Origin of the sequence: Conexibacter woesei Iso977N (assembly GCF_000424625.1) — a bacterium.
Lineage (GTDB): Bacteria > Actinomycetota > Thermoleophilia > Solirubrobacterales > Solirubrobacteraceae > Baekduia > Baekduia woesei_A.
In genome coordinates this window covers 2,082,326-2,097,729 of sequence record NZ_AUKG01000001.1, presented here as the reverse complement: position 1 = coordinate 2,097,729, position 15,404 = coordinate 2,082,326, and the positions used below count along the sequence as shown (strand labels likewise).

The following is a 15,404-nucleotide window of genomic DNA, read 5'->3' as shown; positions in this document are numbered from 1 at the left end:
TTCGGGACCGCCCTCTAGAGTCTCTCGGCGATGAGCTCCGTGCCTGTCGCCGAGCCGCCGGGCGCCGCTTCCGCGCGCCGGCTGCGGGACTCGCCGTGGACCTGGATCGCCGGCCTCTACCTCCTGGCCGCGGTCGTCTACGGCGTCCTGTCCCTGCGCACGCCGCTGCCGGTCCTGTTCCCGGACGAGTTCCGCTACGCCCACATCGCGCGCGACGGGCTCGACTGGCGCGGCGAGCCGCTGGCCCAGACCGCGCGGCTGTACATCTGGTTCATCAAGCCCGCGTGGGCGATCTTCGACTCGACCGTCGACGCGTGGCGCGCATCGAAGCTCCTCGGGACGCTCGCGCTGACCTCGCAGGTGATCCCGGTCTGGATGCTGGCGCGCGAGACCGAGGGCGTCGGCCCGAAGCTCGCGCTCGCCCCCGCCGCGCTGAGCGTCGCCGGCACCTGGATGCTGAGCAGCGCCGAGACCGCCACCGAGGCGCTCGCGTTCCCGCTGACGACCTGGGCGCTGTGCCTGCTCGCGCTCGGCCTCAGGCGCAGCGGCGGCGGCGCGACGTCGCGCCTGCCGTGGGTCGCGCTGCTGCTCGTCGTCCTCGCGACCGCCGCCCGGATCCAGCTCGCCGTGCTGATCCCGGCGGTCCTACTGACGCTGGTCCTCGACGTCCTCAGAGACCCCCAGACGCGCGCGCCGCGCCTGCACGCGCACCGCTGGCCGATCGCCGTGCTGGTCCTCGGCGGCCTCGCGGTCCTGTTCCTCGCCGCGGCCGACCCCGGCATCGCGGGCGACTACGGCTCGATCTGGAGCTGGCGCCCCGGGACGTCCAGGATCCTGCACTACACCGGCATGCAGGCGCTGGAGCTGGTGGCGACCGCCGGCTTCGCGCCCGCGCTGATCGCCACCGCGGGCGCGCTGTCGCCGCGCGCCTGGCGCGACGGCGACGCCGGCCCGCTGCTGGCGGTCTTCTGGCCGGTCGCGCTGGCGACCATCGTCCAGTCCGGCTTCTTCCTCGCCGGCTACGGCGGCGCGCCGTGGGCGATCGGGCGCTACATCACCTACGCGCTGCCGATCGCGTTCGTGCTGGCGACCGTCGTCGCGACGCGGCCGCGGCTGCTCGCGCCCACCGCGATCGGGGTGACCGCGCTGCTGACGCTCACGCTCGTGGCGCGCCCCGCGATCGCGATGATCGGCGAGGAGCGCTCCAGCTGGGCGGTCGCCTACCGCGTCCACCAAGTCCTCCATCTCGGTGCGGGCCCCGCGCTGTTGTTGGTGGGGTTGATCCTCGGCGGGATCACGCTCGCGGGCCTGCACCGCAGGTCCCCCGCGCTGATCCTCGGCGCGACCGCGGTCGTCCTGCTGCTGCAGAGCCAGGCCGCGTGGTGGCAGATGCACAAGACCGAGGTGTCGTTCCGCTCGGTGATGCCGAGCGACCTGCAGTGGGTCGACCACCACACCTCCGGCCCGCTGGCGCTGCTGGCGATCACCCAGAACGCGCCGCAGTTCGACGACGTCGACTACTTCAACAAGCAGGTCACGCAGGTCTTCGTGCCCGAGCAGCCGATCCTCGGCCGCGCGATCCAGGGCAAGCGCTGCACGTTCAGGTTCACGACGACCGGGACGGTCAGCGCCGGGACCGGCTGCGGCGCGCTGCCCCACCGCTTCCTGATCAACGACCCGTCGGCGCGGATCCGCTTCCGCGACGAGACGCGGATCAGCACGGACAAGAACACCGGGCGAGTTGTAGAACTTGACCCATCGAAGCCCGTCCAGGCGCGCTCGATGGTGATCCTGCCCTGCCCGCGGCGGACGCCGGGCTACTCCGCGGCGTCGCCGGACATCGTCCCGGCCGACGCGCCGCTGGACTGCGCGGCCGACATGACGGTCGCGCTGTGGCTGGACTCCGACGCGCTGCTGAGCGTCACCTACCACGGCTCGCGCGTGCCGGAGAACGTCGTGTTCGGGGGCAAGACCTACACCATCGCGCCGGGCCGCGACACGACCGTCACGACCACGGTGGCCAAGGGCTACACCCAGCAGCAGGCCAGGCAGTCCTGGAGCAGCAGCGCGGCGACGCCGACGGTCAAGTCGGTCACGCTGAGCGGCGACGACACGGGCGGCCGCCCGCTGTCGCTGATCTGGTGAGCGACATGTACGTCTTCGGCTACGGCTCGCTGGTCGCGCTGCCGGATGCCGTCCCCGCGCGGCTGCGCGGCTTCCGCCGGGTCTGGGGTGTGGCGATGGACAACACGGTCGCGACGCCCGGCTACAAGGTGTATGAGAACCCCGAGGGCACGCGGCCGGCGGTCGCCGTCGCCTTCCTGGACCTCGCCGAGGACCCGGACGCCGTGATCGACGGCGCGCTGATCGCCGCGCCCGACCTCGCCCTCCTCGACGCCCGCGAGCGCCAGTACGAGCGCATCGACGTGACCGCCGCCGTCGAACCGCGGCCCGACGGCAAGACCTACACCTACGTCGGGCGGGCGCCCGGACGCGCGCGGGTCACCGCCGGCCGCGACGGCTCCGTCACCGTAGTCATCCAGCGCGCCTATGCCGACAGCGTCGAGCGCGCCTACGCGCAGCTCGGCCCGGACGCGCTGGAGCGCTACCGCGCGACGACCGAGGCGCCGCCGTTCCCGCTCGCCGAGCTGGCGCGCGTCGATCTCTGAGCTAGCCGGCGAGGCGGGTTTCGCCCTCTGGGCGAACACCCGCGAGCGAACCTCGCCCCTTGGGCGAGCGTTCGCCGTAGTCGCGGGCGTCGCCGACCAGCGCGGCGACCAGGCGCGAGGTCTCGTCGGCCTCCGGGTGCCACTGGACGCCGAGCACGAAGCGGCGGTCGGGCAGCTCGATCGCCTCGACGAGGTCGTCCTCCTCCGCGGTCCCGGTCACCACCAACCCTGAGCCGACGCGGTCGACCGCCTGGTGGTGGTGGCTCAGCGTGCGGTGGAGCTCCTCGCCGGCGGCGCGCGCGGCCAGCGAGCCGCCCGCCAGCCGGACCGGGTGGTCGTTGCCGTCGAACGTCCCGGGGTTGCGGCGGTGGTTCTCGTGGCCGTGGGACTCCGGCAAGTGCTGCAACAACGTCCCGCCGCGCGCGACGTTCAGCACCTGCATGCCGCGGCAGATGCCCAGGAACGGCATGTCGCGCGCGATCGCCGCCTGCGCGAGCGCGACCTCGAAGTCGTCGCGTGCCTTGTTGGTGTTGATGGTCTCCGGATGGCGCGCCGCGCCGTAGGAGTCCGGGTCGACGTCGGAGCCGCCCGCGAGGATCAGCCCGTCCAACAACCCCAACAACTCGGAGGGATCCTCCGTCGCCGCCGGGTCGGGCGGCAGCAGCAGCGCGATCCCGCCCGCGCGCTGGACGGCGTCGGCGTACTCGCGCGGCAGCAGATGTGCGGGCGTGTCCCACACACCCCAGTGCGCGCGCTCGACGGCCGCGCAGAGTCCGATCACAGGTCGTCCGGCCATGTTTCGTCACGGTACTGCGCAGGAACCCAGACGATCATGCGCAGAACGGACTGGCCAGCCAGCCAGGAGACATAGGATGCCGCCCATGAGCTCAACCCAGCTGGAGACCGTCACGATCCACCGGCGCGGCGGCGCGGCCACGATCGAGCTGTCGCGCCCCGAGACGATGAACGCCTGGAACAAGCAGTTCGGGCTCGACCTGCGGGCGGCGGTCGAGGAGGTCGCGGCCGACGACGACGTGCGCGCGGTCTGCATCACCGGCGCGGGGCGCGGGTTCTCGTCGGGCGCCGACCTCAAGGACATCTCCGACGAGCAGACGCCCGCCGGGCGCCCCGACGTCTACAGGGCGCTGACCGAGCGCTACCACCCGATCATCACCGGCCTGCGCACGATGCCCAAGCCCGTCGTCGCCGCCGTCAACGGCCCCGCTGTTGGGATCGGGTTGTCCCTCGCCCTCTGCGCCGACCTCGTGGTCGCCAAGGAGTCCGCCTACTTCCTGCTGGCCTTCGTGAACATCGGCCTGGCGCCCGACGGCGGCTCGTCGCTGTTCGTCCCCGAGCGCGTCGGGTTCACGCGCGCGATCGAGATGGCGATGCTCGGCGAGCGCATCCACGCGCCCCAGGCCGCCGAGTGGGGCCTGATCAACAAGTCGGTCCCCGACGACGCCTTCCAGGGCGAGGTCGACGCGCTGATGGACCGCCTCGCGAGCGGCGCGACCGCCGCCTACGCGGGCGTCAAGCGCCAGCTCAACGCGTGGCTGTATGCCCGCATGGACGACCAGCTGGAGCTCGAGGCGACCGTCCAGAACGACATGGCCCACAGCGACGACTTCGTCGAGGGCGTCATGGCGTTCCTGCAGAAGCGCCCCGCCAAGTTCAAGGGCAACTGACGGTCCGGCACCCGACCGGGCGCCTCCGTACGCTCCCGAACCGAGTCCGCCGATGCCCAGCCTGGGTAGCGAGCGGTCGTCGGACACCCGTTCATGAATAGAATCCGCGCCGCCTTGGACACCTCTCGTCTTCGCAACCTCATGACTTCGCGCCGTTTCACTCTCACCCTCCTCGCCGTCGTCGCCGGAGCGCTCCTTTTGGCGCCGGTCGCGTCCGCCGGGCTGCTGTCCCCGGAACACGGCGGTTCGCCGAACGCCGACGGGATCAACACGCTCTACTGGTTCGTCTTCGCCGTCGCGATCGTCGTGTTCGTGGGCGTCGAGGGCGTGCTGCTCTACACCGTCTTCAAGTTCAAGGCGCGCAAGGGCGCGATCCCGGCCCAGATCCGCGGCAACACGCGGCTCGAGGTCGGCTGGACGCTCGGCGCGGCGCTGATCCTCGTGGTCCTCGCGTGCGTCACGTTCATCAAGCTCGACGGGATCCGCAACCCGCCGGACTCCAGCGCCAACGGCCTGCAGCTGGCGGACACGAGCCGCCGCCTCCCGCCGAACGGCAAGTCGCTGAACATCTGCGTCAACGGCCAGCAGTACATCTGGCGCTACACCTACCAGGAGAGCTGCACCGACAAGTCGGGCAAGAACCTGGGCGCGCCGTTCTCCTACGAGGAGATGGTCGTCCCGACCGACACCACGGTCACGCTCGACATCGTCGCGCAGGACGTCGCACACTCCTGGTGGATCCCGGAGCTCGGCGGCAAGTTCGACGCGATCCCGGGCTACACGAACCACACCTGGTTCAAGATCCCGGGCAAGCTCGCCGGGCACACCTTCTACGGCCAGTGCGCCGAGCTGTGCGGCCGCAACCACGCGAACATGACCGCGCGGGTCAAGGCCGTCACGCCGGAGCAGTACACGCAATGGCTGAACCAGCAGAAGGCCAACATCAAGGCTGCAGAGCAGGCCGGCGCGAAGCAGCGCCAGCAGCTCGAGGGTTCGACCGCCAACAGCCAGCCCGCCGGCTCCACCAACCCGTAGTCCCGAGGACCTGACACACCTGATGGCCGCCACCGTCGAAGCACCCACAACCGCCACCGCGACGCCGATCCCCCAGGTCGCCGCTCGCAGGGTCGACAAGCCCGCGACCGGTTGGACCTCGTGGGTCACCACGACCGACCACAAGCGCATCGGGATCATGTACTTGGTCCTGACGTTCGGCTTCTTCATCCTGGGCGGGATCGAGGCGCTGCTGATCCGTCTGCAGCTCGCGGTCCCGAACAACGACCTGCTGACGCCGCAGACGTACAACGAGCTGTTCACGATGCACGGGACGACGATGATCTTCCTGTTCGTCGTGCCGGTCATGGCCGGGTTCGGCAACTACTTCGTGCCGCTGATGATCGGCGCGCGCGACATGGCGTTCCCGAAGCTCAACGCGCTGTCGTTCTGGCTCCTGGCCGCCGGCGGCGTGGTGTTCTACGCCTCGATCTTCTTCTCCCCGCCGGAGTGCGGGTGGACGTGCTACTCGCCGCTGAGCGACACGAAGTTCCTGCCCTCGGGCGGCGTCGACGCCTGGATCTTCCTGATCCACCTCACGGGCCTGAGCTCGCTGGTCGGCGCGATCAACTTCTACGCGACGATCGCGAACATGCGCGCGCCCGGCATGGGCTGGGGCCGCCTGCCGCTGTTCGTCTGGGCGATCCTGACCTACGCGGTCCTGCTGATCCTCGCCCTGCCGGTCATCGCCGCCGCGGTCACGCTGCTGCTCACCGACCGCCACTTCGGGACGCACTTCTACGACGCGTCAGAGGGAGGCTCGCCACTGCTGTGGCAGCACCTCTTCTGGTTCTTCGGGCACCCCGAGGTGTACATCATGGTGCTGCCGGGCTTCGGCATCGTCTCCGAGGTCCTGCCGGTCTTCGCCCGCAAGCCGATCTTCGGCTACAAGGCGATCGCCGCCGCGACGCTCGTGATCGCGTTCCTGGGCCTGCTGGTCTGGGCGCACCACATGTTCACGACGCCGAGCCCGTCGCTGGTCCTGATCTTCTTCATGATGAGCTCCTTCCTCATCGCCGTCCCGACGGGCGTGAAGATCTTCAACTGGATCGCGACCCTCTGGCGAGGGACGATCACCTTCACCACCGCGATGCTGTTCTGCATCGGCTTCATCGGGACGTTCGTGATCGGCGGCATCACCGGCATCTTCGTCGCGGTCTTCCCGATCGACTGGCAGATGCAGGACACGTACTTCGTCGTCGCGCACTTCCACTACGTGCTGATGGGCGGCGCGGTCTTCACGATCTTCGCCGGCCTCTACTACTGGTTCCCGAAGATGACCGGGCGCCTGATGAGCGAGCCGCTGGGCAAGGCGTCCTTCTGGTTCATGCTCGTCGGCTTCCACGTGACCTTCCTGGTCCAGCACTCGGCCGGCATGGAGGGCATGCCGCGACGGATCTACGAGTACCCGGACATCCGCGACCTGGCGATCCTGAACCTGATCTCGACGATCGGCGCGTTCATCCTCGGCTTCGGCATCCTGCTGACGCTGATCAACGTGCTCAGGTCGCTCAAGCACGGCGCGGTCGCCGGTCCGGACCCGTGGAAGGCGAACACGCTGGAGTGGTTCACGCAGTCGCCGCCGCCGGTCAACAACTTCGACTCCGTGCCGCGCATCCGCTCGGTCGAGCCGATGAAGGACATCCGCCGCCAGGTCATCGCCCAGACGGGTGCGGCCGAGCCGGCGTACATGACCGCGATGGAGGCGGGCCGGATCGCCGGCGACGGGCACTAGCCCGCCGCGGTAGGCTCGCCAATCGCCATGGAGGCATCCCGCGCATCCACCGCGAACGCGCCGGCAGCGGCTTCCGCCCTGCCGGCCGCGCGTTCGCGCAACTTCCAGCTGGTCGCCGACCTCGTCGCGCTGACCAAGCCGAAGGTCCAGTCGCTGCTGCTGCTGACGACCGTCACCACCATGTTGGTGGCGGGCTCGCCGTCGATCGAGCTGATCGTCGCGACGTGCATCGGCGGCTACCTGAGCGCGGGCGGCGCGGGCGCGGTCAACCACTGGTACGACCGCGACATCGACGCGCAGATGGCGCGCACCGCGACGCGCCCGATCCCGTCGGGCCGTCTGAAGCCGGCCGTCGCGCTGTGGTTCGGGATCGCGCTGGGCATCGCCGGGTTCCTCTGGCTGTGGTGGACGTCCAACGTCCTGGCCGGCGCGCTGTCGTTCTCCGGCTTCCTCGGCTACACGCTGATGTACACGGTGTGGCTGAAGCGCCGCACGTGGCAGAACATCGTGTGGGGCGGCGCCGCGGGTGCCGTGCCGCCGCTGGTCGGCTGGGCCGCCGTGACCGGCGGGCTGACCGGGCTGCCGATCTACCTCTTCGCGATCGTCTTCTTCTGGACCCCGGCGCACTTCTGGGCGCTGTCGATCCTGATGAAGGACGAGTACGCGAAGGTCGGCGTGCCGATGCTGCCGGTCGTCCGCGGCGAGCGCGAGACGCGCCTGCAGATCCTGCTCTACAGCGTCCTGCTGTACGCCGTGTCGCAGCTGCCGTTCTGCGGCGGCGGCGGGCTGGGCGCGCTGTACGTCGTCGCCTCCGCCCTCCTGGGCATCACCTTCATCGCGCTCGCGATCAACCTGTACAAGCAGGCCACGCGCAAGGCCGCGCTGCGCCTGTACCTGTTCTCGCTCCTCTACCTCGCGCTGCTGTTCGCGTCGATGGTGGCGGACGTCAAGCTGTAGCCCCGTCTGGGAGAATCAAGACCCGTATGGACCGCAACCTCGCCCGCAAGAACGTGCGCACCGGCCTGATCGCCGGCGCGGTGTGCCTCGTCATGTTCGGCCTGACCTTCGTCGCCGCCGCGATCTACGTCTCATGAGCCGCGACCCGCAGCTCCCGCCCGTCGGCGAGGAGATCCACCTCCCCGGCGGCTCGATCCAGCCGCTGCTGCTGACGATCGGCATCACCGCCGCCCTGGTCGGCGTGACCACGACGTGGTGGCTGACCATCGCCGGCGGCATCCTCGCGCTGTGGACGATGATCCGCTGGATCGCCGACACCCGCCGCGACATCGCCGAGCTGCCGCTGCACCACGGCGACGGCCACGAGCACCACTAGGCGCACCGAGTCTCTTGAACACGCGAAGGGCGGGCCTCTCGGCCCGCCCTTCGTCGTTCAGGAGGCTTTGTGGCGGCGCTCAGCGCGCGAAGCGGCTCTCGCCCGCGCCGACGGATTCCGGGACGTCGCAGATCGCGCCATCGTCGGTCCAGCAGCGGACCACGTCGCGGACCGAGAGGATGCCGCGGATCTCGCCGCTCTCGGTGACGATGAGGTGGCGGAAGTTGCCGCGTACCATCGCGGCGGCGGCCTCCTCGAGCGACCAGTCCGGAGAGGCGAAGACGACCTCCTGGGTCAGGTGGTCGCCGACGCGCTCGGTGTCGACGTCCTGGCCCCTCCCGATCGCGTCGAGCACGTCGCGCTCGGTCAGGATCCCCGGCCCCATGGCGTCAGGGTCCAGCACCACGGCCGCGCCGACCCTGCGGTCGGCCATCGCCCTGGCCGCCTCGCGGAGGGTGTGGCCCGGTCCCACGCTGAGGACCATGCTGCTCATGCCGTCACGCACCTGCATCCGTCATTCGCTCCTTCGCGTTCCAGTTTCGAGATCGAGCTTGCAACGATTGACTCAAGCTGCAAGATAGCATCAACTGCCACTATCGCAACGGGCCCGCGGGTAGCCGATGATCCGAAGGCCAACGTGCCACGTATCCCCCGAGACGCCATGCACCGACCAGCCACCATCCGCCTGCGGACCAGCCTCTTCGAGGACGCGGTCGCCATCGTCGAGAACGAGTACGCCTCGGACCTGTCGCTCGACGACATCGCCCGGCGCGTGGCCTCGTCCAGACGCCAGCTCCAGCGCGCCTACTCCGAGATCGGCGACACGACGTTCCGCGAGCACCTGACCGCCGTGCGCATGGAGCGCGCGGCAGAGCTGCTGAGGATCCGGGGCCTGACGGTCCGCGACGTCGCCCACCGAGTCGGGTATCGCCAGCCCGCCCAGTTCGCCAAGGCGTTCCGCCGCCACCACGGGATCGCCCCGTCGGACTACCGCGCCAACGGCCGCTTCGCGCGCGCCGACGCAGTCACCACGGCGCCTGACGGCGCCGTCGCCTAACCGCGTTCAGCCGGTTCTCCGCCCCACGCCGCGCCCGTTTTCGCCGCGGCGTCTCGCCGCCTGGGCAGGTTCACAACAGCTCAGAACGTCATCCGACACGGTCAGGCGTTGCTTTGCGTCGGTCAGGCCGCATAGGATCGCCGGGCTATGGGTGAGGAGAGCACTCGAGCGGAGGCCGATCCCCTGGGTGGACGGGGAGGCCGGCGCACCATCACGCAGATGGTTGTCGTCGGCCTCATAGCGTCTGCACTGGGAATCGCCCTCGGGCTCGTCATCAACTGGTTCCCGACACAGGGTTCGAAGCAGGCCGAGAGGATCGACACGTTCTGGGACGTGTTGATCATCTGCTCGGTCCCGGTGTTCGTCCTCGTGACGACCGTCGTGCTGTTCGCGGCGCGGGACTTCCGCATGCGGCCTGGGGAGGAGAACCTCGACGGCCCGCCGATCCACGGCAACACGAAGCTCGAGGTCGTCTGGACGGCGATCCCGGCGATCATGCTGATCGCGCTGTGCTCCTACGCCTACGTGACGCTGCACGACGTCGAGAAGGCCCCGGCCTCCGGCATCGAGCGCCAGATCACGGTCGAGGGCCAGCAGTTCAACTGGACCTTCGACTACGCCGAGGGCGGCAAGAGGTTCACGAGCGCTCAGCTCTACGTCCCGATCGGCGAGTCGGTCAGGTTCAACGTCAGGACGCAGGACGTCCTGCACGACTTCTGGGTCCCGGCCTGGCGGATGAAGATCGACGCCGTCCCGGGCATCGTCACCCACTACCGGATCACGCCGATCAAGCTCGGCGAATACCCGGTGGTCTGCGCCGAGCTCTGCGGCCTCGGGCACGCGTTCATGCGCAACACCGCGCACGTGCTGCCCAAGGACGCCTACGCCGCCTGGGTCAGGAAGATGGTGGCCAACGCGGCCGGCGGCAGCGCCCCCGCCGCGGGCTCCGGCACGGCGGCCGGCGGCGCCGGAGCGGCGACCCCCGCGGTCGACGCCAAGAAGCTCTTCACGCAGGGTGAGGCGACGACCGGCGCGACCGCCTGCGGCGGCTGCCACAGGCTCGCCGACGCGGGCACGGCCGGCGGCGTCGGCCCGGACCTCAACCAGGTCCTGAGGGGCAAGGACGCGGCGTTCATCAAGCAGTCGATCGAGGACCCGAACGCCGAGATCGCCAAGGGCTTCGACGCCAACATCATGCCGGGCAACTACACCAGGCTGCTCAACGCGGCGGAGATCGACGCGCTCGTCAAGTACCTCGAGGAGGTGGCGGCCAAGTGACCGTCAAGGTGCGGCAGGCCGGTTGGTACCGGGCCGCGTTCTACATGTTGATCGCGGCCGCGTTCAGCGTCGGGATCTCGTGGCTGGTCCGGATGCTCTACGGCCACAGCTTCTACAGGCACTTCCTCGAGGCCGAGTCGTTCATCCTGATCGGGATGTTCGCGCTGCCGATCGCGTTCCTGATCGGTCTGGGCTGCTTCGACTACTGGTTCTACTGGGCGGCGGGCAAGCCGACGCGTCCCGAGGACCACTCCTCGCACGGCGCGACGTCGTGGAAGGACTACTTCCGCCCGAACACCGACCACAAGGTCATCGGGATCCAGTACACCGTCCACTCGTTCTTCTTCCTGTTCGTGGGCGGGCTGATGGCGATGCTGATGCGCGCCGAGCTCGCGGAGCCGGGGCGCCAGTTCGTGGACGCCAACACGTTCAACGGGCTGTTCTCGGTCCACGCGTCGATCCTGATCTTCCTGTTCATCATCCCCGTGTTCGCCGGGCTGGCGAACTTCGTCCTGCCGCTGATGATCGGCGCGCCGGACATGGCGTTCCCGCGGCTGAACGCGCTGTCGTTCTGGCTGCTGCCGTGCGCCGGCGTCCTGATGCTGGCGTCGTTCTTCGCGCCGGGCGGGTCGTTCGCGTCGGGCTGGACGGCGTACGCGCCGCTCTCGACCACGGCGCCACTCGGGCAGATGTTCTTCACGATCGCCGTGCAGTTCGCGGGCGCGTCGTCGATCGCGACCGCGCTGAACTTCCTGGTCACGATCATCACGATGCGCGCGCCGGGCATGTCGTTCTTCCGGATGCCGCTGCTGGCGTGGGCGAACTTCTCGACCTCGCTGCTCGTCGTGATCGCCACGCCGTTCATCGCCGCGTCGCAGTTCTTCGTGTTGCTGGACTACGCGCTCGGCTTCCACTTCTTCGACGCCGACAAGGGCGGCGACGTGCTGATGTACCAGCACGTCTTCTGGTTCTACAGCCACCCGGCGGTCTACATCATGATGTTGCCGGGCTTCGGGATCGTCTCCGAGGTCCTGTCGGTGAAGGCGCGCAAGCCGATCTTCGGCTACCGGATGATGGCCTTCTCGCTGCTGGCGATCGTCGTCCTCGGCTTCACGGTCTGGGCCCACCACATGTTCGTCTCGGGCATGCAGTCGTGGATCCGGATCCCGATGATGGTGACCACGGCGATCATCGCGGTGCCGACCGGCATCAAGATCTTCTCGTGGCTGGCGACGCTGTGGCGAGGGGTGCTGCGGCTGGACACGCCGATGCTGTTCGCGCTCGGCTTCCTGTGCATGTTCACCTGCGGCGGGATCTCGGGCGTGATGCTCGCGATGATCCCGCTGGACATCCACGTCAGCGACACGTACTTCATCGTCGCCCACATCCACTACGTGCTGTTCGGCGGCTCGCTGTTCACGATCTTCGCCGGCGTCTACTACTGGTTCCCGAAGATGACGGGCCGGATGTACGACGAGAGGCTCGGCAAGCTCCACTTCTGGACGACGCTGATCTTCTTCAACGCGACGTTCGCCCCCATGCACCTGATCGGCGTGCAGGGCATGCCGCGGCGCGTGGCCGACTACGCCGACCAGTTCGCGACGTGGAACCTGATCATCTCGCTGGCCTCGTTCGCGCTGGGCTTGAGCATGCTGATCTTCGCCTACAACATGATCGCGTCCTGGCGCGGTGGCGCGCGGGCGGTGGCCAACCCCTGGCGTGCGCTCACGCTCGAGTGGCAGGTCAGCTCGCCGCCGCCGGTGTTCAACTTCGACGAGATCCCGACCGTCGTCGGCGGGCCGTACGAGTACGGCGTGCCGGGCGCGGTGCACGGGATCTTCGGGCCGGCGGCCCCGGCCGAGGCCAAGGCGACCCCGGCGGGCACCCACGCCCAGCCACCCACCGAGTGATGAGGAGCGGGAACTCATGAGCACCATCTTGGTCGTGGCCAACGAGACGTTGGCGGGCGCCGGGCTTCTTGACGTCGTCAAGGAGCGCGCGGCGGCGGGCGGCGAGGACACGCGCGTGATCGTGTGCGTGCCGCGCAACAAGCCCAAGCACGGCAACATCATCTACGACGACTTCGTCTTCGACGCGGCGAAGGTCCGGATCGACCTGGCGCGGCGGTTCCTGCGCGATCAGGGGATCAGCGCGATCGGCGACATCGGCGACACCGACCCGTACACCGCGACGATGGACGCGGTCGCCGAGCACCACCCGGACGAGATCATCGTCTCGACCTACCCGGCGACGGTGTCGGGCTGGCTGCGGCGCGACCTGATCGAGCGCATCGAGCAGGCCTCGGGCCTGCCGGTCCAGCATGTGGTCCAGGACATCGACGCCGAGGGCATCCCGTTCAAGGTCACGCTGGTCGTGGCCGCCAAGACGGCGTCGGGCGACGAGCTGTTGAACTCCCTGAAGGCCAGGGCCGGCGACGACCCGCGCGGGTCGCTGTTCATCGTGATCGTCCCGCAGGAGGGCGGCGAGGGCCAGCACGCGGCGCGCGCCCGGGCGCGGATGGCGCAGGTCGTGGACCGGCTGGTCAGCGAGGGGCTGATCGCGGCGGGCATGATCGGCGACCCGGATCCGTACACGGCGACGATGAACGCGCTGCAGTTCTTCCGCGTCGACGACATCGTCATCTCCACCCTGCCCGCGACCCGCTCCGGCTGGCTGCGCGCGGACCTGATCGAGCGCGTGCGCAAGGTCACCAACAAGCCCGTCGAGCACATCGAGACGGCGGATCGCGCCGCCGCCAACGCCGCGTAGGAGAACCATGGAAGCCGCTTCGATCGCCGCCGGTCACGCCCACGAGGGCGATCACGGCCACGACCACCACGGGCCGCCGGCGGCCAACCGCAGCTCGCGGGTCGAGCCCGCGCTGCTCGGGATGATGTTGTTCATCATCTCGGAGATCATGGTCTTCGGGGCCTTCTTCACGGCGTACTTCTTCATCCGCGTCGTGGGCCACGGCTACCACGGGCAGCACTGGTTCCCGGTCGACGGGCACAAGCTCCCCGTCGCCGTCGCGGGCTTCAACACGGCGATCCTGGTGTCGTCCTCGTTGACGTTGCACTGGGCGCAGACGTCGATCAAGAACGGCAACCGCTTCGGGCTGCAGGCGGGCATGTCGGCGACGTTCCTGCTCGGGCTGACGTTCCTGTTCATCCAGATCAACGAGTACGTCCACATCGGCATGAAGCCGCAGGACTTCGCGCAGGCGACGGTGTTCTTCTCGCTGACCGGGCTGCACGGCGCGCACGTGACGATCGGCCTGATCCTGCTCGGGATGGTGACGGTGCGCTCCTTCAGGGGCCACTTCTCGCCCGAGGAGCACCACGGCGTCGAGATCCCCGGGATCTACTGGCACTTCGTCGACGTGATGTGGATCGTCGTGTACACGTCGGTGTACGTGCTGTGAGCACGCCGGGCGTGAGCGACGAGCCGACGGGCCGCGACTGGAACGCGCTGCTGCAGCGCGTGCTGGCCCCGTTCCGGTCCGAGGCGGCGGCGTTCAACGTCCTGCTCGGCACGATCGCGATCTTCGGGACGATCATCCTCCTGATCGTCCTCATCAGACTCCTCACCTGAGGCAGCCGCGCACGGACGCGCGTGACGATGGGGCGGCGCACTGAGGGCGCCGCCCTTCGTCGTTAAGGGGTGCGGTGCGACACCCGGTGTTACACTCGGCCGATGCCGTCTCCGCATCCACGCGTGGGCCTGGTGGTCGACGAGGCGATGGATCGCACGCTGACGCGGCTGGCCGGACGCCGGCCCGGCGATGTCGCACGGGCGGGCGTCGCGCGGTGGGCGATCTTCGAGGGCGAGATCTTCGAGGCGGTGTTGGAGCAGATGGCGCGAGCCGAGCTGCACGGCGACGCGACACCGGCCGACCCACGGGCGACGTTCGAGGTGGCGATCCGGCAGGCCATCGACACGCTGGACCTCCCTCAGGACGTGGTCGATCGCGTCCGCGCGCAGCTCGACCACGCGAGCGTCGTGCAGCACCGGGCGCTGCGCCGGCGGCGCCAGCTCGCGCTGCTCGACACGACCCGGCCCTCCCCCGGCCTGACCGCGCAGGACGTCGTCGACGACATCGAGACCGCCGACGACCCGCTCGCCTGATGCGGTGGCTGGTCGACACGTCCGCCTGGTCACGGCGCGGGATCCCCGAGGTCCGCGACCAGCTCAAGGCGCTGCTGGAGGAGGACGACGCCCACGAGCTCGTCCTCTCCGGGCCGGTGCTGCTGGAGCTGCTGACCGGGCCGCAGGGCGCCGCCGTCGCCGCCGAGCACGCGCAGCTGCGCGACGCCGTGGCGATCGTCGCGCCCGACGACGAGACGGTCCGTCTCGCCGCGCAGATGATGGAGCGGCTCGCGCTCGCCGGCCCGGAGCACCACCGCCGCCCGGTCGCCGACCTGCTCACCGCCGCACTCGCCCATCAGCACGGCTACGGCCTCGTCCACATCGACCGCGACTTCGAGCTGATCGCCGAGCACGGCGGGCTCGACCTCACCCAGCGACGCCTACACCTTCCAGAATCCGGGGACGCGCTGTCGAGGCGGCGCTGATCCGCCCGTCATCGCCCGCGGCG

The 15,404-nt window shown here is 69.6% G+C and carries 17 protein-coding genes; 15 read left to right on the top strand and 2 right to left on the bottom strand.

Annotated elements, in window-relative coordinates; all coding sequences use genetic code 11:
• Window positions 1-30 precede the first annotated feature (30 nt).
• Window positions 31-2,145, top strand: coding sequence for an ArnT family glycosyltransferase (locus H030_RS0110325; RefSeq protein WP_027006063.1), 2,115 nt, complete (start codon window positions 31-33; stop codon window positions 2,143-2,145).
• On the top strand, window positions 2,142-2,669 hold the full coding sequence (locus H030_RS36835; protein ID WP_155891962.1) for a gamma-glutamylcyclotransferase family protein: 528 nt from the start codon (window positions 2,142-2,144) through the stop codon (window positions 2,667-2,669). The genes H030_RS0110325 and H030_RS36835 overlap by 4 nt, the downstream gene beginning before the upstream one ends.
• 1 nt (window position 2,670) lies before the next feature.
• Here H030_RS36835 and H030_RS30980 read toward each other — a convergent pair whose 3' ends face one another.
• Complete coding sequence (locus tag H030_RS30980; protein ID WP_081690661.1) at window positions 2,671-3,465, bottom strand: gamma-glutamyl-gamma-aminobutyrate hydrolase family protein; 795 nt, start codon at window positions 3,463-3,465, stop codon at window positions 2,671-2,673.
• A gap of 85 nt (window positions 3,466-3,550) precedes the next feature.
• Here H030_RS30980 and H030_RS0110310 point away from each other — a divergent pair, with 85 nt between their 5' ends.
• The 5 genes from H030_RS0110310 to H030_RS0110285 all read left to right on the top strand — a co-directional run bounded on the left by H030_RS0110310 (window position 3,551) and on the right by H030_RS0110285 (window position 8,475).
• On the top strand, window positions 3,551-4,354 hold the full coding sequence (locus tag H030_RS0110310; protein ID WP_051222271.1) for an enoyl-CoA hydratase/isomerase family protein: 804 nt from the start codon (window positions 3,551-3,553) through the stop codon (window positions 4,352-4,354).
• A gap of 141 nt (window positions 4,355-4,495) precedes the next feature.
• Window positions 4,496-5,389: a cytochrome c oxidase subunit II gene (coxB, locus tag H030_RS30975; protein ID WP_231398400.1), complete on the top strand. Its 894-nt coding sequence runs from the start codon at window positions 4,496-4,498 to the stop codon at window positions 5,387-5,389.
• Window positions 5,390-5,411: 22 nt separating this feature from the next.
• The gene (ctaD, locus tag H030_RS30970; protein WP_051222267.1) at window positions 5,412-7,142 is read left to right on the top strand and encodes a cytochrome c oxidase subunit I; all 1,731 of its coding nucleotides are present in this window, start codon (window positions 5,412-5,414) and stop codon (window positions 7,140-7,142) included.
• 27 nt (window positions 7,143-7,169) lie between these two features.
• A complete protein-coding gene (locus tag H030_RS0110295) occupies window positions 7,170-8,099 on the top strand; it encodes a heme o synthase (protein WP_027006060.1) in 930 nt (309 codons plus the stop codon).
• A gap of 133 nt (window positions 8,100-8,232) precedes the next feature.
• The gene (locus H030_RS0110285; RefSeq protein ID WP_027006059.1) at window positions 8,233-8,475 is read left to right on the top strand and encodes a cytochrome c oxidase subunit 4; all 243 of its coding nucleotides are present in this window, start codon (window positions 8,233-8,235) and stop codon (window positions 8,473-8,475) included.
• Window positions 8,476-8,554: 79 nt separating this feature from the next.
• Here H030_RS0110285 and H030_RS30965 read toward each other — a convergent pair whose 3' ends face one another.
• On the bottom strand, window positions 8,555-8,986 hold the full coding sequence (locus tag H030_RS30965) for a CBS domain-containing protein (RefSeq protein ID WP_051222266.1): 432 nt from the start codon (window positions 8,984-8,986) through the stop codon (window positions 8,555-8,557).
• A gap of 150 nt (window positions 8,987-9,136) precedes the next feature.
• On the opposite strand from H030_RS30965, the gene H030_RS30960 reads away from it, so the two are divergent.
• The 8 genes from H030_RS30960 (at window position 9,137) to H030_RS36830 (ending at window position 15,381) form a co-directional block, all read left to right on the top strand.
• On the top strand, window positions 9,137-9,532 hold the full coding sequence (locus H030_RS30960) for a helix-turn-helix transcriptional regulator (protein ID WP_051222264.1): 396 nt from the start codon (window positions 9,137-9,139) through the stop codon (window positions 9,530-9,532).
• Window positions 9,533-9,751: 219 nt separating this feature from the next.
• Entirely contained in the window at window positions 9,752-10,810 is a 1,059-nt protein-coding gene (coxB, locus tag H030_RS0110270; RefSeq protein ID WP_027006058.1) for a cytochrome c oxidase subunit II, read from the top strand.
• Window positions 10,811-10,965: 155 nt separating this feature from the next.
• Complete coding sequence (gene ctaD / locus H030_RS0110265) at window positions 10,966-12,720, top strand: cytochrome c oxidase subunit I (protein WP_081690758.1); 1,755 nt, start codon at window positions 10,966-10,968, stop codon at window positions 12,718-12,720.
• A 16-nt stretch (window positions 12,721-12,736) separates the two neighbouring features.
• A complete protein-coding gene (locus tag H030_RS0110260) occupies window positions 12,737-13,579 on the top strand; it encodes a hypothetical protein (protein WP_027006056.1) in 843 nt (280 codons plus the stop codon).
• Window positions 13,580-13,586: 7 nt separating this feature from the next.
• Window positions 13,587-14,231 carry a cytochrome c oxidase subunit 3 gene (locus H030_RS30955; protein ID WP_051222262.1) on the top strand — a complete coding sequence of 215 codons (645 nt, stop codon included), beginning with the start codon at window positions 13,587-13,589 and terminating at the stop codon, window positions 14,229-14,231.
• Window positions 14,232-14,242: 11 nt separating this feature from the next.
• Window positions 14,243-14,401, top strand: coding sequence for a hypothetical protein (locus H030_RS38985; protein WP_155891961.1), 159 nt, complete (start codon window positions 14,243-14,245; stop codon window positions 14,399-14,401).
• 102 nt (window positions 14,402-14,503) lie between these two features.
• Window positions 14,504-14,935 carry a hypothetical protein gene (locus H030_RS0110245; protein ID WP_155891960.1) on the top strand — a complete coding sequence of 144 codons (432 nt, stop codon included), beginning with the start codon at window positions 14,504-14,506 and terminating at the stop codon, window positions 14,933-14,935.
• The gene (locus H030_RS36830; protein WP_051222260.1) at window positions 14,935-15,381 is read left to right on the top strand and encodes a PIN domain-containing protein; all 447 of its coding nucleotides are present in this window, start codon (window positions 14,935-14,937) and stop codon (window positions 15,379-15,381) included. The genes H030_RS0110245 and H030_RS36830 overlap by 1 nt, the downstream gene beginning before the upstream one ends.
• Window positions 15,382-15,404 lie beyond the last annotated feature (23 nt).